The 25,079-nt window shown below is 62.6% G+C and carries 23 protein-coding genes and 1 riboswitch; of the genes, 14 read left to right on the forward strand and 9 right to left on the reverse strand.

All coding sequences use genetic code 11. The features are described from left to right. Window positions 1-134: 134 nt before the first annotated feature. Together QN219_RS12985 and QN219_RS12990 are read right to left on the reverse strand one after the other, a co-directional pair. Window positions 135-2,690 carry an ABC transporter permease gene (locus QN219_RS12985; RefSeq protein WP_284000101.1) on the reverse strand — a complete coding sequence of 852 codons (2,556 nt, stop codon included), beginning with the start codon at window positions 2,688-2,690 and terminating at the stop codon, window positions 135-137. Beyond that, a complete protein-coding gene (locus QN219_RS12990) occupies window positions 2,687-3,412 on the reverse strand; it encodes an ABC transporter ATP-binding protein (protein ID WP_173508708.1) in 726 nt (241 codons plus the stop codon). Before QN219_RS12990 ends, QN219_RS12985 begins: the two co-directional genes overlap by 4 nt. A 74-nt stretch (window positions 3,413-3,486) precedes the next feature. On the opposite strand from QN219_RS12990, the gene QN219_RS12995 reads away from it, so the two are divergent. Beyond that, window positions 3,487-4,128, forward strand: coding sequence for an arylesterase (locus QN219_RS12995; protein WP_173508707.1), 642 nt, complete (start codon window positions 3,487-3,489; stop codon window positions 4,126-4,128). 114 nt (window positions 4,129-4,242) lie between these two features. Then, window positions 4,243-4,833: an RNA 2',3'-cyclic phosphodiesterase gene (gene thpR, locus QN219_RS13000; protein WP_173508706.1), complete on the forward strand. Its 591-nt coding sequence runs from the start codon at window positions 4,243-4,245 to the stop codon at window positions 4,831-4,833. On the opposite strand, the gene QN219_RS13005 is transcribed toward thpR, so the two are convergent. Further along, a complete protein-coding gene (locus QN219_RS13005) occupies window positions 4,770-5,249 on the reverse strand; it encodes a low molecular weight protein-tyrosine-phosphatase (RefSeq protein ID WP_284000102.1) in 480 nt (159 codons plus the stop codon). The two genes, thpR and QN219_RS13005, sit on opposite strands and share 64 nt — an antisense overlap. Before the next feature lie 199 nt (window positions 5,250-5,448). Between QN219_RS13005 and QN219_RS13010 the strand changes: the two genes are divergently transcribed. From QN219_RS13010 to QN219_RS13040, 7 genes are all read left to right on the forward strand, one after another. Then, window positions 5,449-5,766 carry a 4a-hydroxytetrahydrobiopterin dehydratase gene (locus QN219_RS13010; RefSeq protein ID WP_284000103.1) on the forward strand — a complete coding sequence of 106 codons (318 nt, stop codon included), beginning with the start codon at window positions 5,449-5,451 and terminating at the stop codon, window positions 5,764-5,766. Between the two features lie 96 nt (window positions 5,767-5,862). Then, entirely contained in the window at window positions 5,863-6,243 is a 381-nt protein-coding gene (locus tag QN219_RS13015) for a YkvA family protein (protein WP_283977919.1), read from the forward strand. A 404-nt stretch (window positions 6,244-6,647) separates the two neighbouring features. Continuing rightward, window positions 6,648-7,151 (forward strand): invasion associated locus B family protein, encoded by a 504-nt coding sequence (locus QN219_RS13020; RefSeq protein WP_284000105.1) that lies wholly within the window; start codon window positions 6,648-6,650, stop codon window positions 7,149-7,151. A 337-nt stretch (window positions 7,152-7,488) separates the two neighbouring features. Then, a complete protein-coding gene (gene rlmN / locus QN219_RS13025; protein WP_284000106.1) occupies window positions 7,489-8,724 on the forward strand; it encodes a 23S rRNA (adenine(2503)-C(2))-methyltransferase RlmN in 1,236 nt (411 codons plus the stop codon). Between the two features lie 384 nt (window positions 8,725-9,108). Continuing rightward, on the forward strand, window positions 9,109-10,062 hold the full coding sequence (locus tag QN219_RS13030; protein ID WP_284000107.1) for an ABC transporter substrate-binding protein: 954 nt from the start codon (window positions 9,109-9,111) through the stop codon (window positions 10,060-10,062). Window positions 10,063-10,293: 231 nt separating this feature from the next. Then, window positions 10,294-11,172, forward strand: a complete 879-nt coding sequence (locus QN219_RS13035) for an ABC transporter permease (protein WP_284000108.1) — start codon at window positions 10,294-10,296, stop codon at window positions 11,170-11,172. Next, a complete protein-coding gene (locus QN219_RS13040; protein WP_284000110.1) occupies window positions 11,169-11,963 on the forward strand; it encodes an ABC transporter ATP-binding protein in 795 nt (264 codons plus the stop codon). Before QN219_RS13035 ends, QN219_RS13040 begins: the two co-directional genes overlap by 4 nt. A gap of 235 nt (window positions 11,964-12,198) precedes the next feature. Here QN219_RS13040 and QN219_RS13045 read toward each other — a convergent pair whose 3' ends face one another. Beyond that, window positions 12,199-12,840 (reverse strand): LysE family translocator, encoded by a 642-nt coding sequence (locus tag QN219_RS13045; protein ID WP_284000295.1) that lies wholly within the window; start codon window positions 12,838-12,840, stop codon window positions 12,199-12,201. Between the two features lie 221 nt (window positions 12,841-13,061). Here QN219_RS13045 and QN219_RS13050 point away from each other — a divergent pair, with 221 nt between their 5' ends. Next, window positions 13,062-14,279, forward strand: coding sequence for an argininosuccinate synthase (locus QN219_RS13050; protein WP_284000111.1), 1,218 nt, complete (start codon window positions 13,062-13,064; stop codon window positions 14,277-14,279). Between the two features lie 76 nt (window positions 14,280-14,355). On the opposite strand, the gene QN219_RS13055 is transcribed toward QN219_RS13050, so the two are convergent. The 5 genes from QN219_RS13055 to QN219_RS13075 form a co-directional block, all read right to left on the reverse strand. After that, window positions 14,356-15,594 (reverse strand): multidrug effflux MFS transporter, encoded by a 1,239-nt coding sequence (locus QN219_RS13055; RefSeq protein ID WP_284000112.1) that lies wholly within the window; start codon window positions 15,592-15,594, stop codon window positions 14,356-14,358. Beyond that, window positions 15,591-16,082, reverse strand: a complete 492-nt coding sequence (locus tag QN219_RS13060) for a MarR family winged helix-turn-helix transcriptional regulator (protein ID WP_269280376.1) — start codon at window positions 16,080-16,082, stop codon at window positions 15,591-15,593. The genes QN219_RS13055 and QN219_RS13060 overlap by 4 nt, the downstream gene beginning before the upstream one ends. A 117-nt stretch (window positions 16,083-16,199) precedes the next feature. Beyond that, window positions 16,200-18,026 (reverse strand): ABC-F family ATP-binding cassette domain-containing protein, encoded by a 1,827-nt coding sequence (locus QN219_RS13065; protein ID WP_284000113.1) that lies wholly within the window; start codon window positions 18,024-18,026, stop codon window positions 16,200-16,202. Window positions 18,027-18,030: 4 nt separating this feature from the next. After that, on the reverse strand, window positions 18,031-18,681 hold the full coding sequence (locus tag QN219_RS13070; RefSeq protein ID WP_269280370.1) for a thiamine diphosphokinase: 651 nt from the start codon (window positions 18,679-18,681) through the stop codon (window positions 18,031-18,033). A 181-nt stretch (window positions 18,682-18,862) separates the two neighbouring features. Next, window positions 18,863-19,348, reverse strand: a complete 486-nt coding sequence (locus QN219_RS13075; protein ID WP_284000115.1) for a GNAT family N-acetyltransferase — start codon at window positions 19,346-19,348, stop codon at window positions 18,863-18,865. Between the two features lie 189 nt (window positions 19,349-19,537). Further along, window positions 19,538-19,651: riboswitch (TPP riboswitch) on the forward strand. Window positions 19,652-19,700: 49 nt separating this feature from the next. Between QN219_RS13075 and thiB the strand changes: the two genes are divergently transcribed. The 4 genes from thiB (at window position 19,701) to QN219_RS13095 (ending at window position 24,994) form a co-directional block, all read left to right on the forward strand. Further along, window positions 19,701-20,726 carry a thiamine ABC transporter substrate binding subunit gene (gene thiB, locus QN219_RS13080; protein ID WP_284000116.1) on the forward strand — a complete coding sequence of 342 codons (1,026 nt, stop codon included), beginning with the start codon at window positions 19,701-19,703 and terminating at the stop codon, window positions 20,724-20,726. A gap of 31 nt (window positions 20,727-20,757) precedes the next feature. Next, on the forward strand, window positions 20,758-22,362 hold the full coding sequence (thiP, locus tag QN219_RS13085) for a thiamine/thiamine pyrophosphate ABC transporter permease ThiP (protein WP_405052135.1): 1,605 nt from the start codon (window positions 20,758-20,760) through the stop codon (window positions 22,360-22,362). After that, window positions 22,359-23,087: an ATP-binding cassette domain-containing protein gene (locus QN219_RS13090; RefSeq protein WP_284000118.1), complete on the forward strand. Its 729-nt coding sequence runs from the start codon at window positions 22,359-22,361 to the stop codon at window positions 23,085-23,087. Before thiP ends, QN219_RS13090 begins: the two co-directional genes overlap by 4 nt. A gap of 506 nt (window positions 23,088-23,593) precedes the next feature. Continuing rightward, the gene (locus tag QN219_RS13095) at window positions 23,594-24,994 is read left to right on the forward strand and encodes a M48 family metalloprotease (protein WP_405052138.1); all 1,401 of its coding nucleotides are present in this window, start codon (window positions 23,594-23,596) and stop codon (window positions 24,992-24,994) included. Window positions 24,995-25,079: the final 85 nt, after the last annotated feature.

Consider the following 25,079-nt stretch of genomic DNA (forward strand, 5'->3'; position numbering starts at 1 on the left):
CTGCGGGGCTCCAGCATGCCTGTGGACAAATATGATGTCGAAAACGATCAGGCACAAGACCCGGAACCCCCGGAATCGCGCAAAGCCGGGCACTCGCTCATCAAACAAGGGTGATTTACGGTTAATTTCCGCCCTCACAATTCCCGCAGCACCGGCGCGGCTTTCTGGCCGAGGATGCGCCAGGTCCCGGCAAGACCGATGCCGACAGTCATGACAAGCGCGACGACAATGGTGGCGATGGCAACGTCCGGCAGGAAATCGGACGGTAGCGTCATCACGCGGCTGACGACGAACCAGGCGGAGACGCCCCCCGCAAACAGGGCGAAGACAGCCGTTGCGAAGCCGAGAATGACATACTCGTAACTGAAGGCACGGATCAGCGTGCCGCGCGTGGCACCCAGCGTCTTCAGCACCACCGCATCGTGAATGCGCGCGCGGTTACCCGCGGCGAGCGCTCCGGCAAGGACGAGAACCGACGCGATGAGGGCAACGGCCGCGGCGGCGCGAATGGCCGTCGCAAGCTGCGCGAGAAGCGTGTTGACGATATCGAGCGCATCCTTGACACGCACGCTGGTAATCGTCGGATAGGTATTGGTGACCGACTTCAAGACCGCCGCTTCCTCCTTGGCCGTGGCATCGGGATCGATGACGGTTGCGAGCCAGGCATGCGGCGCGCCGGCAAAGGTGTTCGGCGAGAAGACCATGACGAAATTGATCGACAGCGATTCCCATTCGACATTGCGGAAATTGGCGATCTTTGCGGTGATGTTGCGGCCGAGCACGTTGACGGTAACCGTGTCGCCGAGTTTCAGGCCGAGTTCGCCGGCTTCCTCCGCCGAGAACGAGACCAGCGGTTCACCAGCATAGTTTTCGGGCCACCAGGTACCTTCGGTAAGCGTCGAGTTCTCCGGCCGGTTGTTGGCATAGGTGATGCCACGGTCGCCGCGCAGCACCCATTGTCCGCCGGGTGGTACGTTGCGGCTGTTCACGTCCTCGCCGTTGAACGCCACGATACGCCCGCGCAGCATCGGCACTTCGACGACCTTGCCCTTCGGCATCGCCTGGGAAAGCAGCGACCGGAACCCCTCGATCTCGCTGCCCTGGATATCGACAAAGAAGAAGTTGGGCGCGCGCTCGGCCATGTCGCCGGTGAGTTCGCGCCGGAGATTGCCGTCGATGAGCGCCAGTGTCACGAGCAGGGCGAGGCCGAGGCCGAGCGACAACACCACCGAAGGTGTCAGGGCGCCCGGGCGGTGGATATTGCCGATCGCCAGCCTTAGCGCGGGCGAATTCACGCGCGGGCTGCGCCGTGCCAGCCAGGAGATTAGCAGCGACACGCCGCGAAGCAGGATGAAGGCAAAGGCGATCGCGCCGAGAAAGATCAGCGAAATGCTACGATCATAGGCGGTCCAGACGGCAAGCCCGGCGAGCGCCATAAGGCAGGCGAGAGCACCCACGAGATAGGGCCAGGCCGGAAAGCCTGTTGGTTCGAATCCCTGCTGCCGGAAAAGCGCGGTTGCCGGCACCCGGCGCGCGCGGCCGAGCGGAAGGATGGCGAAAGCAAGCGCCGTCAAAAGGCCGAAAAGCGCCGCAAGGCCGAGCGCCGAAGGATATAGCTGAAACGATGTCGGCACGGGGAGCACATCGGCGAGGAACTGGGCTGCGACGAAGGGGATCAGCGCGCCGAAAATCAGGCCGACGCCGATCCCGATCAGGGCGATCATCAGGATCTGCGCGAGATAGACCATGGCGACCAGTGACGCGGGGGCGCCGAGGCACTTGAAGGTCGCGATGACGCTGCGCTTGCCATCGAGATAGGCGCGCACTGCATTGGCGACGCCCACGCCACCGACGATCAGTGCCGTCAGGCCGACGAGCGTCAGGAACTGCGAGAAACGCGTGATATTGGCGTTGAGCGACGGCGCGGCATTGCGGCTCGTCCGGATCGACCAGCCGGCCGATGGGAATCGCTTCTCCGCCTCGGTGCGAGCAGATGCGACGCGCTCCGGATCGGCAAGCTTGACCTTGTAGCCATGCTCGACGAGGCTGCCGGTCTGCACCAGTCCCGAGGCGGCGAGTGCCTCCGCCGAGACCATCAGCCGCGGCGCAAAGCCGAAGCCATCGGAAAGCGCGTCCGGCTCCCGGACGATTGTGGCGTTGATCCGAACCCGCGCATTGCCGAGCAGGATTTCCTCTCCAAGCCCGATATCCAGACGCTCCAGGAGCAGCGGCGCGGCCACCGCACCGAATGCTTCCGCCCGTTTGGACAGGAGTTCGGCGAGCGGCCTTCCCGGCTCGCTTTCAAAAGCGCCGTAGAGCGGGTAGGCACCGTCGACGGCCTTCAGCTCGACCAGTGCCTGGTTGGAACCATCGGCAAGCCGCGCCATGGAGCGCAGGCCCGAGGAAACGGAGACACTGCCGAGACTGTCAAGAAAGGTGCGTTCTTCGATTGTCGCCGCGCGATTGTTGAGTTCGAAGCGGATATCGCCGGCAAGGAGTTCCTGCCCTTGTGAAGCGATTGTTGCGCTGATCGACTGCGAAAGCGAATTGACACCGGCAATCGCCGCCGTGCCGAGTGCGATGCAGGCTAAGAAGATGTAGAAGCCCTTGAGACCGCCGCGCATTTCCCGCACCGCCAGCCGGAGGGCGAGCAGTGGGCGAAAGCGGTTGATGGCGCGTGCCTCGTTCATGCCGACGCCGCCTCCTGGCGAGCCGCAGTCGCCCTCGGTTCGGCATGCTCGCCCGAGACGATCTCGCCGGAGCGCACCTGTACCTGTCGCACGCAGCGCCCGGCAAGCGCGGCATCATGCGTGACGAGAACCAGCGTCATCCCGCGCTCGCGCTGTTCCGCGAAGAGAAGATCGGCGATCTGCCGGCCGGTCTCGGCGTCGAGGTTGCCGGTCGGTTCGTCGGCGATCAGCAGTTTCGGTGAGGGCGCCAGCGCTCGGGCGATCGCCACGCGCTGCTGCTCGCCTCCTGAAAGCTGCCCCGGATAGTGCGTCAGGCGCTCGCCCAGACCGACCGCAACGAGTTCTTGGCGCGCGATGTCGAAGGCATCGCGGACATTCGCAAGCTCAAGCGGCACCGCAACGTTTTCAAGCGCGGTCATGTTGGGAATGAGATGAAAGGATTGAAAGACGATGCCGATATTGCGGCCCCGGAAATCCGCGAGCCGATCCTCGCTCAACCCGTGCAGGGGCGTGCCGTCGATGACGATCTCGCCGCTGTCGAGCCGCTCCAGGCCGGCAAGCACCATCAGCAATGTCGATTTCCCGGATCCGGAGGGGCCGACGATCCCCACGGATTCGCCGGCGTCGACCGTCAGACTCACGCCTTTCAGCACATGGACCGCCGCCGCGGCCTCGCCCAGCGTCAAGTCGGCGTTTTTCAGCTCGATGATGGTTTTTGCCACGCGAAACAGTCCTATATGAAAACGAGACTGGATGACGAAAATGATTGCCCCTTCGGGCATTTAGGAATGAGCCTATGGCATTAAAAGATTTTCTGCGCTTTTTCTTGAGCCTGGCAATGACAATCGCGTTATCGTCAGCGGTGCGCGCCGAGAGTGTAAGTCTCGTCGGCTTCGGCGACAGCCTGATGGCCGGCTACCAGCTCCCGCCCGAGGACGCCTTCCCTGCCCGCCTCGAAAAAGCTTTGAAAGACAAGGGCCTCGACGTCGCGATCGTCAATGCCGGCGTTTCCGGCGACACCACCTCCGGCGGCCTTGCCCGCATTGATTGGTCGGTGCCGGATGGAACGAAAGGCGTGATCCTCGAACTCGGCGCGAACGACGCGTTGCGCGGCATTCCGCCGGAGGAGTCGCGAAAAAATCTCGAGGCGATGATCACCCGGCTCAAGGAGCGCGGTATCGCCGTATTGCTTGCCGGCATGATGGCGCCTCCCAACATGGGCACCGACTATGCCGCCCGCTTCAACCCCATCTACCCGGAGCTGGCGGCGAAATATGATCTCGAATTCTATCCGTTTTTCCTTGACGGCGTGGCGATCGATGCGGCGCTGAAGCTCGAAGACGGAATGCACCCAAACAGCCAGGGCATCGGCAAGATGGTGGAGCGTTTCCTGCCTGTTGCGGAGCGGTTCATCGCCTCGCTGGACAAAGCGGAGTGATGTTTCGGTCCACAGTTAAGAGAACGTTAACGCTCTGTCGCGCTAAATAACAGTTGCGTGCAGACTCGATGCGTGATTCGCTGAGATATCTGCAAGAGATTCGGGGAGCTCGCCATGCCGAGACTGTTCACCGCCCTCGAAATTCCGCGCAATGCAGCGATGAGCCTTTCCTTGCTGCGCGGAGGTCTTCCCGGAGCTCGATGGATTGATGTGGAAAACTATCACATCACTCTGCGTTTCATCGGCGATGTCGACGGACGCACCGCCGACGAGATCGTCGAAAGGCTCGACCGGATCGAGCGCCCCGAGTTCCAGCTGCAATTGACGGGCACGGGCGCCTTCGGCTCGAAAAAACCGCATTCGGTCTGGGCCGGCGTCAGCAACGAACCTGAAATGTTTGCGCTTCAGGCGGAAATCGAACGCATCTGCCAGCGCATCGGCCTGCCGCCGGACCCGCGCAAATTCACGCCGCACGTGACTCTCGCGAGACTGCGTTCCTCCCGCGTCGAGGACGTCGTGAACTATCTCTCGGGGCGCGGCAATTTTCTCACCTCACCCTTTACGGTCTCCCGCTTCGTCCTCCTGTCGTCGCGCGATTCCGTCGGCGGCGGTCCTTACCTGACCGAAGAGGTTTTTCCGCTTCACGAGGCGCGTTCCCCGAGTCTCGCCAACAGCGACAAGCATCCGGCTTCCAGCATCTGGTAGACCGCTTCGAAGGCGTCCGCCGCTTCTTCGTAATAGGGATCCGGAACATCTCCGTCCCGGCCGGTGGCATACTGCATGAAAAGATGCACCTTGCCTGCCATTGCCGCAGGCGCGAGCACGCTGAGGTCGCGGACGTTGCTCATGTCCATGGCGAGGATCAGGTCGAAGGCCGCGAAATCCGCCGTCGTGATTTTGCGCCCGCGCAGGGCCGCTATATCGATCCCGTGCGCCTTCGCCACCGAAATCGACCGTTGATCCGGCGGAGCGCCGATGTGCCATCCGCCGATGCCGGCGGAATCGATGGAGACCGCGCGACCATGGCTCGCCCTTTCGGCGAGGTCCCGCAGGATGCCCTCGGCCAGGGGTGAACGACAAATATTGCCAAGACAAACAAAGAGAATTCTGACCGGTTTCATGCTATCCAGTTCGCATTGAGAGTTGTGCGGCATGGCCTGCGCGGGGTTTATTCGAGACTACAGCGCCGTGCGTCTCTTCGGAGGCAAAGGTCGCCGTTAGAACTTCGAATTGCAGCCGGTTTTATCCTTAAATCGGTTCCGATTTGAGGATAACCTGATGGGTCCGTGTCAGGCACGAAGACGTCAAGGGAGAAACAGCATGGGGCCGGAAAAACTGGATGCCGAGGCTGTCGCCGATCATTTGCACAAGATGGAGGGCTGGGTTCTCGCCGAGGATGGCGCATCGATCTGGAAAGCGTTTCGCTTCAAGAATTTTGCGGAAGCGTTCAGCTTCATGACGCAATGCGCCCTTGCCGCCGAGAAACTCGATCACCACCCCGAATGGTTCAATGTCTACAACAGGGTCGATGTCACGCTTTCGACGCACGACGCGAACGGGCTCACGGAGCTCGATTTCAAGCTGGCGGCGAAAATGGATCGCGCGGCGACCGGGCGGATGCCCGACCATTTGAAATAGCGCATGCCTTCCCCATATCAGACTGCGGCCCACAGCGCCCCGCGTCTTATTTGACGCACAAAGGTCGCCACACTTTGAACTACCGGAACGGACGCGATGGACGATATCAAGATCGGTGAAATTCTCCTCCCTGGTGAGGAATCCGAACAGGAACGCCGGGAACGCAAGGTGCGCCGCCGGTTCTGGCCGACCTTTCGCCGCGCAGCCCGTCAGATTCCCTTCAGCCGTGATCTCGTCGCCGCCTTTTATTGTGCGGTGGATCCGAAGACTCCGACGCGTACACGCGGCATCCTGCTCGCGGCGCTTGCCTATTTCGTCCTGCCCCTCGACTTCGTGCCGGACATGCTGGCCGTCGTCGGCTTTTCCGACGACATCGCCGTGCTGACGGCCGCCTTTGCCGCGATCAGCGGCCAGATCAAGGAGGCGCATTACCACAAGGCCGACGAGGCCCTGCGCGACAGGTCGGATGACGAATAATCCTCACAATGCGTGACCGCCGCATTTCTGCCTGAAAGACAAACTCTTGCCCGATTCTTTGTGACATAGATTCCGCAAACGTGACGGCTGTGGGCGAAAACGGCTGCAGGACAGTGCGTTGCGGCGAGATTTGAGACAGGGAACTCCTACCGGCCACGGCCCTCCAGAATTGACGATCGACCGAACCGGCAAATCCGCAGGCACGAAGAACGGCACGCCGACAGGCGCCAAGCTTCGACTGCACGGGTGTGTCGCTGGCCTGTTTCGGGGCGGAAACGAGCGGATTTCAGTGATCGTTGACGGTTTAGTAACCTGAATTAAGTCAAAATAAATCAAATCGTGACTATGCATCGGCCGTCTCACCTGTTTCGGGCGATCGCAAGCAAGACAAGCGGCAGGACCTCATGTTTGTAAGAAAGATCGCAACTGCAATCGCACTCGTATTGGCAGCGGCCGGCGTTGCTGCCGCTCAATCCCCCACACGAATCCAGCAGTTCAACGCCTGGGGCGCCTATTCCTACCAGGCCGGCGCCGGTAAGGTTTGCTACGTCCTGTCGGTTCCGAAGGAGAAGAGCCCTGCCGGTGTAGACCATGGCGATATCTTCTTCCTCGTCTCGCAGCGCCCGGGGCAGAACATCAGCTACGAACCGCAGGCGATGATGGGCTATCCGCTGCAGGACAATTCCAAGGTCAACGTGATCATCGACGGCCGGACCTTCACCATGTTCACCAAGGGCAATTCCGCTTGGGTCGAAAACGCCGCGGAAGAACCCGCGCTGGTGGCGGCGATGAGGTCGGGCAAGGACATGTCGGTCAGCGCAAAATCGCGCAAGGGAACCGAGACGTCCTATTCCTATTCCCTCTCCGGCATTTCGGCTGCGCTGAAGCAGATCGAAGCCTGCAAGTAACACCTGCGACGCTTTACGTCCTTTAGACGCATAAAGGTCGACATAGCACCCTTGAATTGTCGCGTGGTTTATCCTCGAATCGGCGCCGATTTTGAGGAAACATGCAGTAACACGGCACAACCCGATGCGAGGGCCGGCCCATTGGCGCCGGCCTTTTTGCATTCGAACCGCGGCGTCATGGTGACTCGCGGCGAAAAGAATGCTAAAGCGCCGCCAAATTCAGAGCCCCGCGCCCCATTGCCGCGCTCGAAGGCTCGCCAGTTTTCAATTCGAGCATCGGAACATGATCCGGAATCCTTCTCCGGACGGGCCTTCGCTGTATGACAGGACATCAAGCATGGCAGCCACTGAGATCTTGAACAGGGTGGACGTCGTCAAGGCGCCGCAGGTGCACCCGACGCCGCAGACCGAGAAGTCATCGCTGATCGGCCTCGTGCGCGAGGACATGGCCAAGCTGCTCGTTGAAAGAGGCGTGCCGGAGCGTCAGGTCAAGATGCGTGTCAGCCAACTCTGGCACTGGCTCTATGTCCGCGGTGTTTCCGAATTCGACCAGATGTCGAACGTCTCCAAGGACATGCGCGAAATGCTCAAGGAGCATTTCACCATCGCCCGGCCGGAGATCGTCGAGGAGCAAATTTCCAACGACGGCACGCGCAAGTGGCTCCTGCGCTTTCCGCCGCGGGGCGCCGGCCGGCCGGTCGAAATCGAGACCGTCTACATCCCGGAGGAAGGCCGCGGCACGCTCTGCATCTCGAGCCAGGTCGGCTGCACGCTCACCTGTTCCTTCTGCCACACCGGCACCCAGAAGCTGGTGCGCAACCTGACGGCCGAAGAAATTCTCGCCCAGTTGCTGCTTGCGCGCGACCGGCTCGGCGATTTTCCCGAGCGCGATACGCCGCAAGGCGCCATCGTGCCCGCGGAAGGCCGCAAGATCACCAATATTGTAATGATGGGCATGGGCGAGCCGCTCTACAATTTCGAGGCCGTCAAGACCGCACTCCTGATCGCGTCCGACGGCGACGGTCTTTCGCTCTCGAAGCGCCGCATCACGCTCTCGACGTCCGGCATCGTCCCCGAGATCTACCGCACCGGTGAGGAGATCGGTGTGATGCTGGCGATCTCGCTGCATGCGGTGCGCGACGACCTGCGCGACATGCTGGTGCCGATCAACAAGAAGTATCCGCTCAAGGAGCTGATGGATGCCTGCCGCGCCTATCCGGGCCTGTCGAACGCGCGCCGCATCACCTTCGAATATGTAATGCTGAAGGACGTCAACGACAGTCTCGAGGATGCCAGGGAACTGGTGAAGCTGTTGAAGGGCATCCCGGCAAAGATCAACCTCATCCCCTTCAATCCCTGGCCGGGCACCAACTACCAGTGCTCAGACTGGGAGCAGATCGAAAAATTCGCCGACTTCATCAATCAGGCCGGTTATGCATCGCCGATCCGCACGCCGCGTGGCCGCGATATCCTGGCGGCCTGCGGCCAGCTCAAGTCGGAGTCCGAACGCATGCGCAAGGTCGACCGCCTTGCCTTCGAGGCGATGATGATTGCCAATCACGGCGAGGATTAAGCAATTCCAGAAGTGTGTAACGGTTTTCCCGTCCGGAATTGCGTAATTTCAAGAGCTGGGAGCGGCTTATTGGCCCCTCATCCGCCTGCCGGCACCTTCTCCCCGCAGAAGAAGGGGTTTGCCGCACCGCCTTGGTCCCTTCTCCCCGCTCGCGGGGAGAAGACTAGGGTGAGGGGCAATCGCAGCAACTCCGAGCAGGACAAGGGAATGGCTCTCATCACATCCCCGATCGATGAAGAAGATTGATGGATGAAGCTATTCCCATCGATTGATTTCATCCCTCTGCTTTCCTAAGAAAGCGGCGAAATCATTCCTGAAGCGGGATGCGGACGACGCAATGTGGCCTTGCCCCACAATCCCACGCCAAAAAATCGGAGGACATCCATGCGCTCACTTCTCATAGCTCTTGCCGCCACCGTGGCGCTTTCCCTGCCGGCGCGCGCCGACGAGGTTACTGTTGCCGTGACGGCTATCGTCGAGCATCCGGCGCTCGATGCCGCCCGCGACGGCGTCAAGGATGCGCTCGCCGCTGCCGGCTACAAGGAAGGCGAGAACCTCAAGTTCATCTACGAATCGGCACAGGGCAACCCGGCGACCGCGGCGCAGATCGCCCGCCAGTTCGCCGGCGAAGCGCCGAGCGTCATCGTTCCGATCTCGACGCCTTCCGCGCAGGCCGTAGTCTCCTCGACGCGCGACATCCCGGTGGTCTTCACCGCCGTTTCCGATCCGCTCGGCGCGCAGCTCGTCCGGGATATGGAGAAGCCCGGCGGCAACGTAACCGGTCTTTCCGACATGTCGCCGGTTGCCGAGCACGTGGCGCTGATCAAGGAAATCCTGCCGAACGCCAAGTCGATCGGCTATCTCTACAATTCCGGTGAGGCGAACTCCGTCTCGCTGCTCGCCGCCCTCAAGGCCGAAGCCGAAAAGGCAGGGCTTGCCGTGGTCGAGTCCGCCGCAACGAAATCGGCCGAGGTCCAGGGTGCGGCCCGCGCCCTCGTCGGCCGCGCGGATGCGATCTACGTTCCGACCGACAACACGATCATCTCCGCGCTCGAAGGTGCCGTCGCCGTGGCCGAGGAAAGCAAGCTGCCGCTCTTCACCGCTGATACCGATTCCGTTTCCCGCGGCTCGGTCGCGGCCCTCGGCTTCAACTACTACGACGTCGGCAAGCAGACCGGCGACGTCGTCGTTCGTATTCTGAAAGGTGAAAATCCGGGCGACATCGCCGTCAAGGTCGCCGCCGGCACCGACCTCGTCATCAACAAGGCTGCTGCCGCCAAGATGGGCGTAACCCTGCCGGAAAGCGTCGTCAAGCGCGCGACCCGCGTCGTCGAGTAACGACTGCGCCGAGGACGCAAGTTTATTGCCTTTTTGCCGCCCCCGTTCCATACGGGGGCGGTTCGCTATCAACAAACACGTTGCGCGCATCTACAGCGCCGCGCGTCTTATCAGACGCGCAAAGGACGCTGTAGCACTTTGAAGTGCTGCATGTTTTTATCCTTAAATCGGCTACGATTTAAGGAAACATGCAGTCGCTTTGCGCGAAACATGACTGAAAAGGGCCGAGCGTTGAGTCAAATCGCTTTCTGGGGAGCCGTGGAACTGGGGCTCGTCTATGCCTTTGTCGCCGTCGGCGTCTTCCTTGCCTTTCGCGTGCTCGACTTTCCCGACCTGACGGTCGACGGGTCGTTTCCGCTCGGCGCGGCGGTCACCGCGGTTCTGATCATTGCGGGCGTCAATCCGTGGCTCGCCGCGGCCGTCGCGATGGTCGCCGGCGCCGCGGCCGGCATTGTCACGGCGCTGCTTAACGTGCGCTTCCGCATCCTCAACCTGCTCGCCTCGATCCTGACGATGATCGCCCTCTTCTCGGTGAACCTGCGCGTCATGGGCAAGCCGAACGTCGCGCTGATCAATGCCGACACCATGCTTTCGCCATTCTATGGGCTGAGCCTCCGGGACTTCTACGTTCGCCCGCTCTTCGTCGGCATTCTTGTGCTCGCCGCCGTCCTCGCCGTCTGGCGCTTTCTTGAGAGCGACGCCGGCCTCGCCATGCGAGCGACCGGCGCCAATGCCCGCATGGCCCGCGCCCAGGGGGTCGATACCAGCCGCCAGATCTATCTCGGCATGGCGATCTCCAACGCGCTTGTTGCCTTAGGCGGCGCGCTCTTCGCCCAGACCAACGGCTTTGCTGACGTAACGTCCGGCGTCGGCACGATCGTCGTCGGGCTCGCGGCGGTCATCATCGGTGAAACGCTGTTCGGCGCCCGCGGCATCCTGATCGCGCTCGCCGGCTGCGTGCTCGGCTCTATCCTCTACCGCATTGCCATCCAGCTCGCGCTGTCGACCGACGTGCTCGGCCTGCAGGCCTCGGACCTCAACTTCGTCACCGCGGCTCTCGTCACCGTGGCGCTCGTCCTTCCTCGTCTGCGTCGCGGAGGTGCCGCATGATCAGCGTTAAGAACATCAAGGTCGTTTTCGGCAAGGGCACACCCTTGCAGAAACAGGCGCTGAACGGCGTCACCTTGACCATCGAGGAAGGCTCCTTCGTCACCGTGATCGGCTCGAACGGGGCCGGCAAATCGACGCTGCTCGGCGTGCTCGCCGGAGACGTCCTGCCGAGCGAAGGCGAGGTTACGATCGGGCACACGGACGTCACCCGCAAGGGAACACCGGCGCGCGCCGGCCTCGTTGCGCGCGTGTTCCAGGATCCGCTCGCCGGCAGTTGCGGCGCGCTTTCCATCGAGGAGAATCTGGCGCTTGCCGCCAGGCGCGGCGAAAGTCGCGGCCTGACGCCCGCGCTCGGCGCGAAACGTCGCGAACACTTCCGCGCACGGATTGCCGAACTCAATCTCGGGCTCGAAAACCGCCTGGGCGACCGCATGGATCTTCTGTCGGGCGGCCAGAGACAGGCCGTCTCGCTGGTGATGGCCACACTTGCCGGATCGGAGGTGCTGCTTCTCGACGAACACACCGCGGCTCTCGATCCGGGCATGGCGGAATTCGTCATGAACCTGACGCAGAAGATCGTCACCGAACGCAAGCTGACGACGATGATGGTCACCCACTCGATGCGCCAGGCACTCGACTACGGCCATCGCACGATCATGCTTCACGGTGGCGAAATCGTGCTCGACGTCGCCGGCGACAGCCGCAAGACGCTTGAGGTCGAGGACCTCATCGCCATGTTCCGCCGCATCCGCGGCCAGACGCTGGACGACGACGCACTGCTGATCGGTTGAGCCGCTACATCGGCCCTTCCGGCGCCATTGCCCCTCATCTGCAGCCGGCATCTTCTCCCCGTTGGACGGGGAGAAGAACAGATGCCGCAACGTTGCCGCACAGACCTGCGGCCCGACGATAAGTTAGCATTTGAGTGGAGAGGGACTGGGAGCTTGCTGCTTGTCTCTTCTGCCCGCGTGCGGGGAGAAGATGCCGGCAGGCAGACGAGGGGCAAAAAACCAGTCGCCGCGTACCTCAGCGCGCCTGCGTCAGGAAAATCTTGACCGCAAAGACCGAGAAGACACCGGCAAAGCTGAAGTCAAGCGCACGCATGAAGCGCTTGTTGTTCTGCAGCCACGCGGCAAGCCAATCGGCGGCAAGCACGACCATCGCATTCACCGGCATGCCGATGACGATGAAGAAGAAGCCGAGGAACAGCAACTTTCCGGTGACCGACGGATCGTTTGCGCTGACGAACTGCGGCAGGAAGGTCATGAAGAAGATCACGACCTTCGGGTTGAGGATGTTCACCCAGAAGCCGGTCGCAACGTTCGAGACGGCCGTTCCCTTCGCCCCGTCGATCTTCTTCACAGAAAGAGTCGAGCCGTGGCGAATTGCCTGGACGGCGAGCCAGAATAGATAGGCGGCCCCGCCCGTCTTCAGCACCAGGAAGGCGGTCGGCGACGCCGTGATGAGCGCTGAAATGCCGAAGGCGACGAGCATCGTGTGGACGACGATGCCGAGGCCGGTGCCGAGCACGACGAAGAGCGCGGCCTTCCTCCCTTGAGCCAGGGATCGGCTGATCGAAAGCGTCATGTCCGGTCCGGGCGTTGCCGCCAGAAGCAGGCTGGCGGCGGCGAAGGCGAGCAGCGTCGGCAGGCTTGGCACGAAGTCCATGGCGAATTCCTCAATGAGATGATTGCCGGTGATACCGCCGGACACGGTTTTTTGCCAGCGGTTTCGGGTGTCCGCTAGCGACACAGGCTGTTGCGGCGTACCGTGGCGTGTCAATTTTCGCCGGGCGCCGCTGTAATGCTTGTATCCCTTCAAGTTCTGGCTAAAGTGCCGCAGATTTTGCACGCGGCATTGCCGCTTCCCAGAGCAGACGGACAGACATCATGGCATCGCACAAAGACGTGAAGAAGGTCGTTCTCGCCTATTCCGGCGGTCTCGACACCTCGATCATCCTCAAGTGGCTGCAGACGGAATTGGGCGCCGAAGTGGTGACCTTCACCGCCGATCTCGGTCAGGGCGAAGAGCTGGAACCAGCGCGCAAGAAGGCCGAGATGCTCGGCATCAAGGAAATCTACATCGAGGACGTGCGCGAAGAGTTCGTCAGGGATTTCGTGTTCCCGATGTTCCGCGCCAACGCCGTCTATGAGGGCGTCTACCTGCTCGGCACCTCGATCGCCCGTCCGCTGATCTCCAAGCACCTGATCGACATCGCCAGGAAGACCGGCGCCGACGCGATCGCCCATGGCGCGACCGGCAAGGGCAACGACCAGGTCCGCTTCGAGCTCTCGGCCTATGCGTTGAACCCGGACATCAAGATCATCGCGCCCTGGCGCGACTGGTCGTTCAAGAGCCGCACGGACCTGCTGGAATTCGCCGAGAAGCACCAGATTCCGGTCGCCAAGGACAAGAAGGGCGAGGCCCCCTTCTCCGTCGACGCCAACCTCCTGCACTCCTCCTCCGAGGGCAAGGTGCTGGAAGACCCGGCGCAGGAGGCCCCTGAATACGTGCATATGCGCACGATTTCGCCGGAAGCCGCACCCGACGAGGCCACCATCATCAAGGTCGGCTTCGAGCGCGGCGACGCGGTTTCGATCAACGGCATGCGCATGTCGCCGGCGACGGTTCTCGCCAAGCTCAACGAATATGGCCGCGACAACGGCATCGGCCGCATCGACCTCGTCGAAAACCGCTTCGTCGGCATGAAATCGCGCGGCGTCTACGAGACCCCCGGCGGCACCATCCTGCTTGCCGCTCATCGCGCGATCGAAAGCATCACGCTCGACCGCGGCGCCGCGCACTTGAAGGACGAGCTGATGCCGCGCTATGCCGAGCTCATCTACTACGGCTTCTGGTTCTCGCCGGAACGCGAGATGCTGCAGGCCGCGATCGACAAGAGCCAGGAGCATGTGGAAGGCGAAGTGACGCTGAAGCTCTACAAGGGCAATGTCATGGTCACCGGCCGAGAGAGCCCGAAGTCGCTCTATTCCGACAAGCTGGTCACCTTCGAGGACGACCAGGGCGCGTACGACCAGAAGGACGCCGCCGGCTTCATCAAGCTCAATGCGCTGCGCCTGCGCACGCTCGCCGCGCGCAACCGCTGAGGCGACCGCAGAGTCGTTCGAAATCAAGGACCGCGGCAGAGCAATCTGCCGCGGTCTTTCTGTTACGGATGGAAGTCTATTCCGCCGCTTCGCGCAGCCTGTCATCGGCCGCCGCCGGCGCGGACAACGGCCGCAGGCGAACGGTCTTGCGGTACCAGAAATAGCTGACTATCGAGGCGAGCCCAAAGCCAGGGATGATCGTGCCGAGCGCTAGCGCCGGCACGCCGACGAGGGCGGCAAGCGCGCCGCCGAGAAGTCCCGCGCTCATCTGGATGAAGCCCATCATCGCGGAGGCCGTGCCGGCGATATGCGGAAAAGGCACCATGGCAGCGGTCATCATGTAAGGCATGACGAAGGCGATGCCGAAGGCATAGACGCCGATCGGCGCCATCACCGACAGGAAGCTGGGCGTGAGCGCATGCATGGTGAAGGCGAGCAGAAGGCTGGCGGCGCCGATGAACGAAAGGCCGACGGGGACAAGCGCCTGCGGGGTGAAGCGCCGCATCAGCAGCCGCACGCTGACCGTGCCGGAAAAGAAGAAGCCCGACTGCATGAGCATGCCGACACCGAATTCGGTCGGCGTCAGGCCGACTTGCCCGATCAGCACGAAGGGCAGCATCGTCGCCTGTGCATAGAGCGCGCCGACGGCGCCGGCGATTACCAGCGTCGACGACAGAAAGCGGCTGTCCTTCAGGAGCTCGCGATAGGCGGCGAAAATGGGCCCGATACGCCCCTTGCTGCGGTCCGGCGTCACCGTTTCCAGCATGAAGAACTGGACGGTGAAGCAGGCCATCAACGCGAAGCCCACCATCAGGAAGAAGATCGACTGCCAGCCGAAGAGGCCGAGCGCGAGGCCGCCGAGCGTCGGCGAAACCGCAGGACCGATCGCCAGCATCATCCCGATCATGTTCATGATGCGGGCGGCCGTGGTGCCGGTGAACTGGTCGCGCACGATGGCGCGCGCCACGGTCATGCCGACGGAGGCACCAATCCCCTGCACCAGGCGTCCGGCCAGCAACACGCCGACCGAGGGTGCAAAGGCGGCCATCAGGCTGCCGGCAAGATAGATGGCCATGAAGATCAATGTCGCCGGGCGGCGGCCGATGACGTCGGAGAGCGTGCCCGAGACGAGCTGAGCGAAAGCGAAGCCGCCGAAATAAAGTGATAGCGTCATCTTGATCGCCGCTTCGCTCGAGGCAAAGGCGCGGACGAGCTCCGGCATCGCTGGCGTATAGAGGGCCATGGAGACCGGGCCGAGCGCCACCAGGAACGCGCCGATGATGCTCGTGCGCCGTTCGCTCATCTTGAGCGTCATTGGGCTGGTCCTTTTTCCTTGCCGGTCTCCTTGCCGGCGAGGCAGGGGTCGAGCCGCCGGAGATTGTCGCGCAGGATCCTGAGATTACCGCAGAGCAATTCGCGCTCCGCTTCATCGAGACCTGCGGTATAGGCGTTTATCATTTCGCGAAGCCCGGCCATAAGCTCCGTTAACAGCGGATCGGCGCTGTCGGTGATGACGACGTTTTTTGCGCGCCGATCGGCCGGATCCGGCACACGCGCGACCAGTCCCAGCCCCTCGAGCCGGTCGAGATAGGCCGAGAGCGTCATCGGCTCTATACCCATCCGGGTGGCGATTTCCGCCTGTTTGATGCCTTCGGTCAGCGCGACCTGGATCAGCGTGCGGGCCTCGCCGGGCGTGATACCGAGATCCATCGCGTTCACCTTCCGGTCGAACGCGCCGCGCAGCAGCCGGGAGACATCAGTCAACAGCATCCCGATCGTTTCGGATTCGATCTTTATCGGCATCACAATCATTCACGGTGGGAAATAATAAGTTTTCCTTATCATATCTGACGAAGCCGTTCAACGAGCGACTGCAGCAGCGTCCTCCGCGCGTCTGAAAGAACGCGCGGCGCTCCAGGGTCAGCCCTCGAGTTCCTCGCGCAGCATTTCAAGCTCCAGCCATTCCTCTTCCATCCGCGCGAGGCCTTCCCTCAACTTTTCCAGTTCGGCGGCAATCTTCGCAAAGCCGTTCGGGTCTTTCGAAAAGAGATTGGGATCGGCCATCTTCTCTTCGTGCTTGGCGATCTCGCCTTCGGTCCTGGCGATCTCCTTCGGCAGGTTTTCAAGCGCAAACTTCTGCTTGTAGGAGAGCTTGCCCTTGGCCTTCGGCGCTTCGGACGGAGCAGCGGGAGCATCGCTCGACTTTGCCTTTTCCGCCTTTTCGATCTTCCGCTTTTCCTCGATCGCACCTTTGCGCTGTGCCATCATGTCGGAATAGCCGCCCGCATATTCGATCCAGCGACCATCCGGTGCCTCCGGGTTGGCCGGCGCGATGGTCGAGGTCACCGTACGGTCGAGAAAATCGCGGTCGTGGCTGACGAGGATCACCGTACCGGCGAAACCGGCGACGATCTCCTGCAGGAGGTCGAGCGTTTCAATGTCGAGATCGTTGGTCGGCTCGTCCAGGATCAGAAGGTTGGTGGCGCGCGCCAGAATGCGCGCCAGCATCAGCCGCGCCCGTTCGCCGCCCGAAAGCTCGCGAATCGGCGTGCGGGCCTGCTCCGGCTGGAAGAGAAAATCCTTCATATAGCCGGTGACATGGCGCTGCTCGCCATTGACGAGGAGGTTGTCGCCGCGACCGTCGGTCAGGTAGTGCGCCAGCGTCTCGTCAAGGTTCAGGTCCTCGCGCTTCTGGTCGAGCGTCGCCATCTCGAGATTGGTACCGAGCTTGACGGTTCCGGAGTCCGGCTCGATCTGGCCGGTCAGAAGTTTGAGCAGCGTCGTCTTGCCGGCGCCATTCGGGCCGACGAGGCCGATCCGGTCGCCGCGGTGGACGCGGATCGAGAACGGCGCGACGATCGTGCGATCGGCATAAGCCTTGGTGATCTTTTCCGCCTCGATCACGAGCTTGCCGGATTCCTTGGCGTCCGCCGCCGCTGCCTGCACCGTGCCCTGCGGCCCCTTGTGGCCGCGATAACGCGTGCGCATGTCCTGCAGGTCGCCAAGACGGCGCATGTTGCGCTTGCGCCGGGCCGTGACGCCGTAGCGTAGCCAATGCTCCTCGCGCTCGATCGCCTTGCCGAGCTTGTGCTGCTCCAGTTCCTCGGCCTCCAGCACCTCGTCACGCCACGCCTCGAAATGGCCAAAGCCGCGGTCGAGCCGGCGCGACTGGCCCCGGTCGAGCCAGACGGTCGCCGTCGAGACCTTTTCGAGAAAGCGCCGGTCGTGCGAGATGAGCACGAGCGCCGAGCGGCTGCGGGTGAGTTCGTCCTCCAGCCATTCGATGGTCGGGAGATCGAGATGGTTGGTGGGCTCGTCGAGGAGCAGGATGTCCGGCTCCGGTGCCAGCACACGGGCAAGTGCCGCACGCCGCGCCTCGCCCCCCGAAAGCCGCTTCGGATCCTCCTCGCCGGTCAGCCCAAGATGCTGCAGCAGATAGGCGACGCGATAGGGATCGTCGCCCGGGCCGAGCCCCGCTTCCGCATAGGCCTGGACGGTATCGAAGCCTTCGAAATCCGGCGCCTGATGCAGATAGCGAACGGTCACCGAGGGATGACGGAAGATTTCGCCCGATTGCGGTTCGACGAGGCCGGCGGCCATCTTCATGAGCGTGGACTTGCCCGAGCCGTTGCGCCCGACGAGGCAAATGCGGTCGCCAGGCTCGACCTGCAGGTTGGCGCCCGCGAGCAGCGGCGCGCCGCCAAAGGTCAGGAAGATGTCATCGAGCTTCAGAATGGGTGGCGCCAAGGCTTCAGGCTCCGGAAAGGTCATAGGGACGGGCGAGAATAACCGCCCGGCCGGATTTCAAGGAAAAGCGGACCGGCCCCTCCGCAATGTTGGAAATGGTCCGGGAGGAACCGAAGGGCAAGGCGAAGCCGTCGAGCGGATAACGCGCGTTTTCGATGGAAAGGCCGGAAAGCGCACTGAGCCCGAGGATCGAGAAAAGGCTGCCTTTCGGGAGATCGATCTCCCGCGCGCCGGGCAGCAGCGGATAGGCCTCCTCCTCGCCGGAGGTCATCAGCGCCGGCAGCCCCTCTTCGGCGATCGCCACGGCTCGCAGCAGATGCAGGAAGGCGTGGTCGCTTCTGGTGCCGCCGAGGGCGCCGGCGAAGATCAGTGACGTTGCGCCGCGCGCGACCGCAGCCTCGACCGCGATCTCCCCGTCGGTCGCGCTTTTTGCCGCGGGATAGCTCTCACGCGGAACCTCGGCGAACGTGGCAAGCAACGCATCGTCGGTCGAGTCGAAATCGCCGACCCAGAGTTCGGGAACGATGCCAAGTGTGCTCGCGTGGCGCATGCCGCCGTCGGCCGCGATGAAGCGGCTACCCGAAAGCTGGCTCGCAAGCCGCTCGGTGCGGGTGAGCGTACCGCCGAGAAGGATGGTGAAGGTCGATTGGGCCATGGCAGAAGCCCATAGCGCAAAGGCACGACCAGATCACGATGATTTTGGGTCGAATCGACCAAAATCATAACCGCGATCGATTCTAATGGGTTAGAGCGGGACGCGGGCGGAAAACCGCACGCACTTTTCCTCACCCCGCTCTAAAGGCCGAGAGCCGTTTGGCGGCAGCAAAGGCTGCGCATCAGCTTTCCGACGGGGCTTCGCCGGGAAAGAGCATACCCGCATAAATACCAGGCACCGAATCCGGTATCTCCACGGCACCGACTGCACGGGCATAGAAATCGGCGGGACCGACGCCGCCGATGACGGCATAGCCGTAGCCCGCGGCGCGCATCGCCATCAGGCTCTCGATGAGCAACGCCTCGCCGATCCCCTGACCGCGCATGCTTTCCTCGACGCCCGTCGGCCCGAAGAAGCCAAGCGCCGTCACGTCATGGCAAGCGAAACCGACGACGCGACCTTCGTGGACGGCGATGTGAATTCTGGTCGGCGTTGACAAGAAGGCGGCTTCAGCCTCGCCGACCCAACCGGCGCCAAACCGCTCTTCGATCCAGGCAAGCACGATCCCGCGTTCCGGAGCCATCGCCCGGCGAATGCTGATGCCGGGCCCGAGCCGGGAAGCGCGCCTTTCAGGCAAGGCATAGAGACGAACGAGCATGTCTGGCATGAGAGTATCTCCCGGCTACATCGCCGCGCGCCTGATTGGACGCGCAAAGGACGCTGTACGTTGAATTTGCCGCAGCAGGCGAACAAACGCCGCCGACAGTTGTTTGGTTTAATAGCGCAGATGGCTTGGACGGCAAATGTTTCCGCCGAAACCCGGCTTGCCAGACCTGCCGCCGAAAGCTAAATCTTTGCTGCTCTAACGGGGTGCCTCGGTCCGCTTGCGGAACCAAGGCTGAGAGGCTCAAGCCAACCCGCGGAACCTGATCCGGTTCATACCGGCGGAGGGATTAGAAGCGATCGGACCGATGCGCCCTTTTCCCGCAACATCAACAAGAGGGAGAGAGGTGCCCGTCATGTCCAGTCCGCTTTACGCCAAATTGCTTAGCCGGCTTGCGCTAACGGCAATCGCGGCAGCCTTGCCGTTCGGTGCCAGCGCCGCCGAAAAGAAGCTGACGATCTACACCTATGAGAGTTTCATCACCGAATGGGGGCCGGGCACGAAAGTCGCCGAGGCCTTCGAGAAGACCTGCGGCTGCGACGTCGACTATGTCGGTGTCGCCGACGGCGTCGAGCTTCTGACCCGACTGAAGCTCGAAGGCGAGCAAACGAAGGCCGATATCGTGCTCGGCATTGACACCAACCTCGTCGCAGAAGCCAAGGCGACAGGCTTTTTCGCGCCGCACGGCCTCGATACTTCCGCCGTCAAAGTTCCCGGCAACTTTTCGGACGAAACTTTTATCCCCTACGATTACGGCCATTTCGCCGTGATCTACGATAGCGAAGCGCTGAAGAACCCGCCGAAGAGCCTGAAGGAACTGGTCGAGGGCGATCCTTCGCAAAAGATCGTCATCGAGGATCCCCGCACCTCGACCCCGGGCCTGGGACTGCTGCTCTGGGTGAAGTCAGTCTATGGCGAGGAGGCCGCCGCCGCCTGGGCCAAGCTCAAGAACCGCGTGCTGACGGTGACCCCTGGCTGGTCGGAAGCCTATGGCCTCTTCACCAAGGGCGAAGCGCCGATGGTTCTCTCCTACACCACCTCGCCTGCCTACCACATGGTGACGGAAAACACCGAGCGTTATCAGGCCGCTTCCTTCGCCGAGGGGCACTACATCCAGATCGAAGTGGCCGGCATGACGAAGAACGCGAAGGAACCGGAACTCGCCAAGGAGTTTCTGGCCTTCATGACCGGCCCCGACTTCCAATCGATCATCCCGACGACCAACTGGATGATGCCGGTGGCGGCAACCAAGGAGCCGCTGCCGGACGCCTTCGGCAAGCTCGTCAATCCGGAAAAGACATTCCTGATGTCTTCCGAGGAAGTCGCGGCCAACCGCAAGGCCTGGATCGACGAATGGCTGACCGCCATGAGCAAGAACTGAGGCGGGATTGTCCGGTGCTGCCGAAAAACGGATGACGATCGCCGCCGGGGTTTTCAGCCTCGGCGGCATTCTGCTGTTCGTCGGCCTCGCCGTCATCGCCCTCCTCGCCCAGTCCGGCGGCGGTGACGCCGGCGCCCTCTTCGACACCTATGTCTGGCGCGTCACTCGCTTTACACTGCTTCAGGCGAGCCTCTCGACGATCCTCTCCGTCCTTTTTGCGATCCCCGTGGCACGCGCGCTCGCCCGCCAGGCGTCTTTTCCCGGCCGCATCTGGTTGCTTCGGCTGATGGCGCTGCCGCTCGGCCTTCCCGCGCTGGTCGCGGCGCTCGGCCTCATTCAGGTCTGGGGCCGTCAGGGCTTTCTGAATACCGGCATCGTCGCGCTCGGGTTCGAGGAGCCGATCAGCATCTACGGTCTCTTCGGCATTCTTCTCGCCCACGTCTTCTTCAACATGCCGCTCGCGGCGCGGCTGATGCTTGCCGGGATCGAGCGGATACCGGGGGAATACTGGCGCACTGCCGCAAATCTCGGAATGCCCTCGGCCGCAGTCTTCCGCTTGATCGAATGGCCCGCGATCCGGGGACTGCTGCCCGGCATCGCCGGTCTGATCTTCATGCTCTGCGCCACCAGTTTCACGCTTGTGCTGACGCTCGGCGGTGGCCCTGCCGCAAGCACGATCGAGGTGGCGATCTATCAGGCGCTGCGTTTCGACTTCGACCCGCCGCGGGCGATCGCCCTTTCCGGGCTGCAGATCGCGTTGACAGGCGCGCTGCTTCTCGTTCTGAAATTCGTTGCGCCGCCGCCGCAGGAGAGCGAGACGAGCGGCAAGGCAATGAGGCGGTTTGACGGATTGCGCGGGCGATCACGGCTCGCCGACGCGCTCTGGCTCATTCTTGCGCTCATCTTCGTCGGCCTGCCGTTCGTCGCAATCGCCTATTCCGGTCTGCAGGCGGATTTGGCGAGGCTCGTCGGCGATCCGGCATTTCATCGCGCGCTCGCCACCAGTGCCGTGATTGCCTTGCTTTCGGCTGCGGTATCCGTCGGGGCGACGGCCGTGATGATCCGGACGCAGCAGGTAGCACTGATGCGACGGCACGCCGGGGCCGCTGCTCGCGGACTTGCCGGCACAATCAGCGCCGGTACTTCCTTCATCCTGCTGGTGCCGCCGGTCGTTCTCGGCGCGGGCTGGTTCCTGCTGTTGCGACCGTTCGGCGACGTCGCGCGTTTTGCCCCCGCCGTCGTCGTCGCCATCAATGCGCTGATGGCGCTTCCCTTCGTTCACCGCGTGCTCGCGCCGGCGATGGCCACCCATGCGGCACGCGCGGATCGGCTGGCAGCGAGCCTCGGCATAGTGGGTTTTCATCGCCTGCGATGGATCGACTGGCCGCCGCTGCGCAAACCCCTCCTCATGGCGTTCTCTTTCGCCATGGCCTTGTCTCTCGGCGATCTTGGAGCGGTGGCCCTGTTTGGATCGCAGGACATGACGACCTTGCCTTGGCTGCTCTACAGCCGCATGGGAAGCTACCGCACCGCCGACGCCGCAGGGCTTGCATTGATGCTCGGCCTCATCTGCCTGGTCCTCACCGTGCTTGGCACGGCAGGAGAGGATGGAGCGCGCGAAGGAAGAAACGCATGAACTCGACAGTCTCCCCTTCCGCGGCGGTCATGCTCAAGGACGTCGAGGTCCGTTTCGAGACGACGACACTCCTGTTCGACTGCGTGATTCCGGCCGGGCAGATCGTCGCAGTCGCAGGCGCGTCGGGTTCGGGGAAATCCACACTGTTCAACATCATCGCCGGATTCGAGGAACCGGAACGGGGCGACGTCCACATTCTTGGAGAAGAGATGGCCGGTCATCTGCCGGCGGAACGCCCGGTATCGGTCATCTTCCAGGAACACAACCTCTTTGCCCATCTCGACGCCGCGACCAATGTCGGCCTCGGCATCAACCCGACAATGCGTCTGTCCGCTGTCCACCGTGCGAAGGTGGCCGATGCGTTGAAGCGCGTCGGCCTTGCCGGCTTTGGCGGCAGGTTGCCGCCGACGCTTTCCGGCGGCGAGCGCCAGCGCGTGGCGCTTGCACGCGCGCTCGTGCGCCACCGTCCGCTGCTCCTGGTTGACGAACCATTTGCCGCTCTCGACCCGGGCATGAGAGCGGAAATGCGCGAATTGTTGCGTGACCTCCATGCAGAGGAGGGCAACACGATCCTGATGATCACGCATCATCCCGATGACGTGAAGCTACTTGCCGACAGCGTGCTTTTTCTCGATCAGGGGCGTATCATCGCGCATGACCCAGTCGAGCGCTTCGTCGAACGGCGCGATGTCACGGCGATCAATCGGTTCCTCGGCCGCGAATGAGGCCCGTCGGTCCCGCCAATGCATGTTTCGTTAATCGGCGCCGATTTTAGAAACATGCGGCAATTTGAAATGCTACAGCGAGCCTTTGTGCGCCCAAGAGACGCACGGCGCTGCAGAGAATTCTCTAAAATCGGCGTTCGCCACAATTTGACCGCCGCGCTGTGCGACGCGCGGAATATCCGCAGGTGGCGCGATGTTCGCGCATCCGTTGCTGTGATACCACGGGGCAACTATTTCTACGGGGATCAGCTAGGCAGACGGCGCTGAAATCGATACAGCACGATTATGGCTGGAACACCCAGGCTGGAGCGCTGTATCCGGCTGAAAAGGTAGGATTTTTTCAACGCCGGCGCTCGGGCTATGGCACGCGCCGGCGGAGGGGAACGGGCTGAGGCATGGTTAGGCAGACAGTCATCGACGGCCGGATTCCGACGCGACGCGGCGGCAAGAATGCACGAGTAGTGGTTGTATTCCTGGCGACCACGCTCCTGTCCGCCTGCCAGTCGATGATCGAACAGACCTACGAGCCGACCGTCACCCCCTCGTCAAATCCGCAGATCGTCGACGAAGTGCAGAAGAACGACCCGCGCGCCCAGTTGGGTGCGCGCGAGCACCCGCGGATCGTCGCGAGCTATGGCGGCGAATACAAGGACGCCAAGACCGAACGGCTGGTAGCGCGCATCACCGGCGCCCTGACGGCGGTTTCGGAAAATCCGCAGCAGTCCTATCGCATCACCATTCTCAATTCGCCGGCGATCAACGCCTTCGCGCTCCCGGGCGGCTACCTTTACGTCACGCGCGGCCTTCTGGCTCTTGCCAACGATGCCTCGGAGGTCGCTGCCGTGCTCTCGCATGAGATGGCGCACGTCACCGCCAACCACGGCATCGAGCGCCAGCAGCGCGAAGAGGCCGAGGTGATCGCAAGCCGGGTCGTCTCCGAGGTGCTTTCCTCGAATCTGGCGGGAAAACAGGCGCTCGCCCGCGGCAAGCTGCGGCTCGCCGCCTTCTCGCGCAATCAGGAGCTCCAGGCCGACGTGATCGGCGTGCGCATGCTCGGAGAGGCGGGATACGACCCTTATGCAGCCGGCCGCTTCCTCGACTCAATGGCGGCCTACGCCCGCTTCACGGCGGTCGATCCGGAATCCGACCAGAGCCTCGACTTTCTGTCGAGCCATCCGAACGCCCCGCAGCGAGTGGAGCTGGCGCGCCGGCACGCGCGCGCCTTCGGCGTCGAAAGCGCGATCGGCGATCGCGGGCGCGATTACTATCTGGCCGGCATCGACGGCCTTCTCTACGGCGACAGCCCGCAGGAGGGCTATGTCCGCGGCCAGACATTCCTGCACGGCCAGCTCGGCATCCGCTTCGACGTTCCGGTGGGCTTTCAGATTGACAACAAGGCCGAGGCGGTGCTCGCGACCGGTCCGGGCGACATCGCGATCCGCTTTGACGGTGTGGCCGACACGGCACGGCGCAGCCTAACCGACTACATCGCCAGCGGCTGGGTGACGGGCCTGCAGCCGGATACAATTCGCCCGATCTCGATCAACGGTCTCGAGGCAGCAACAGCGCGGGCGTCCGCCGATCGCTGGGACTTCGATGTCACCGTGATCCGTATCGACAACCAAATCTACCGTTTCCTGACCGCCGTACCCAAGGGATCGAGCGCTCTCGAAGGCACGGCGAGTCAATTGCGCAGCTCTTTCCGCCGGATGACGCAGGCGGAGGTTCAATCGCTGAAGCCGCTGCGCATCCGCGTGGTTACTGTAAGGTCAGGCGACACGATGGCGACGCTCGCCGCCCGGATGATGGGGACGGATCGCAAACTCGATCTGTTCCGCTTGATCAACGCCATGCAGATCACCTCCACCGTCAAGCCCGGTGACAAGGTGAAGATCATTGCGGAGTAGCACCCGGGAAGCCGGCGAGTGCGCAATTCTTTGAATTGCTTGGCTTACTGGATGATTTCTTAAATCGGAATCGATTTAAGAAGCG

This window comes from Sinorhizobium sp. 8-89 (genome assembly GCF_030124325.1).
Classification (GTDB): domain Bacteria; phylum Pseudomonadota; class Alphaproteobacteria; order Rhizobiales; family Rhizobiaceae; genus Sinorhizobium.

Excerpts from the sequence above, each read along its gene's own strand:
- QN219_RS12985 (WP_284000101.1), bottom strand. The coding sequence starts at position 2,690 with ATGAACGAGGCACGCGCCATCAACCGCTTTCGCCCACTGCTCGCCCTC.
- QN219_RS12995 (WP_173508707.1), top strand. The coding sequence starts at position 3,487 with ATGGCATTAAAAGATTTTCTGCGCTTTTTCTTGAGCCTGGCAATGACA.
- thpR (WP_173508706.1), top strand. The coding sequence starts at position 4,243 with ATGCCGAGACTGTTCACCGCCCTCGAAATTCCGCGCAATGCAGCGATG.
- QN219_RS13005 (WP_284000102.1), bottom strand. The coding sequence starts at position 5,249 with ATGAAACCGGTCAGAATTCTCTTTGTTTGTCTTGGCAATATTTGTCGT.
- QN219_RS13010 (WP_284000103.1), top strand. The coding sequence starts at position 5,449 with ATGGGGCCGGAAAAACTGGATGCCGAGGCTGTCGCCGATCATTTGCAC.
- QN219_RS13015 (WP_283977919.1), top strand. The coding sequence starts at position 5,863 with ATGGACGATATCAAGATCGGTGAAATTCTCCTCCCTGGTGAGGAATCC.
- QN219_RS13020 (WP_284000105.1), top strand. The coding sequence starts at position 6,648 with ATGTTTGTAAGAAAGATCGCAACTGCAATCGCACTCGTATTGGCAGCG.
- rlmN (WP_284000106.1), top strand. The coding sequence starts at position 7,489 with ATGGCAGCCACTGAGATCTTGAACAGGGTGGACGTCGTCAAGGCGCCG.
- QN219_RS13030 (WP_284000107.1), top strand. The coding sequence starts at position 9,109 with ATGCGCTCACTTCTCATAGCTCTTGCCGCCACCGTGGCGCTTTCCCTG.
- QN219_RS13040 (WP_284000110.1), top strand. The coding sequence starts at position 11,169 with ATGATCAGCGTTAAGAACATCAAGGTCGTTTTCGGCAAGGGCACACCC.
- QN219_RS13045 (WP_284000295.1), bottom strand. The coding sequence starts at position 12,840 with ATGGACTTCGTGCCAAGCCTGCCGACGCTGCTCGCCTTCGCCGCCGCC.
- QN219_RS13050 (WP_284000111.1), top strand. The coding sequence starts at position 13,062 with ATGGCATCGCACAAAGACGTGAAGAAGGTCGTTCTCGCCTATTCCGGC.
- QN219_RS13055 (WP_284000112.1), bottom strand. The coding sequence starts at position 15,594 with ATGACGCTCAAGATGAGCGAACGGCGCACGAGCATCATCGGCGCGTTC.
- QN219_RS13060 (WP_269280376.1), bottom strand. The coding sequence starts at position 16,082 with ATGCCGATAAAGATCGAATCCGAAACGATCGGGATGCTGTTGACTGAT.
- QN219_RS13070 (WP_269280370.1), bottom strand. The coding sequence starts at position 18,681 with ATGGCCCAATCGACCTTCACCATCCTTCTCGGCGGTACGCTCACCCGC.
- QN219_RS13075 (WP_284000115.1), bottom strand. The coding sequence starts at position 19,348 with ATGCCAGACATGCTCGTTCGTCTCTATGCCTTGCCTGAAAGGCGCGCT.
- thiB (WP_284000116.1), top strand. The coding sequence starts at position 19,701 with ATGTCCAGTCCGCTTTACGCCAAATTGCTTAGCCGGCTTGCGCTAACG.
- thiP (WP_405052135.1), top strand. The coding sequence starts at position 20,758 with ATGACGATCGCCGCCGGGGTTTTCAGCCTCGGCGGCATTCTGCTGTTC.
- QN219_RS13090 (WP_284000118.1), top strand. The coding sequence starts at position 22,359 with ATGAACTCGACAGTCTCCCCTTCCGCGGCGGTCATGCTCAAGGACGTC.
- QN219_RS13095 (WP_405052138.1), top strand. The coding sequence starts at position 23,594 with ATGATCGAACAGACCTACGAGCCGACCGTCACCCCCTCGTCAAATCCG.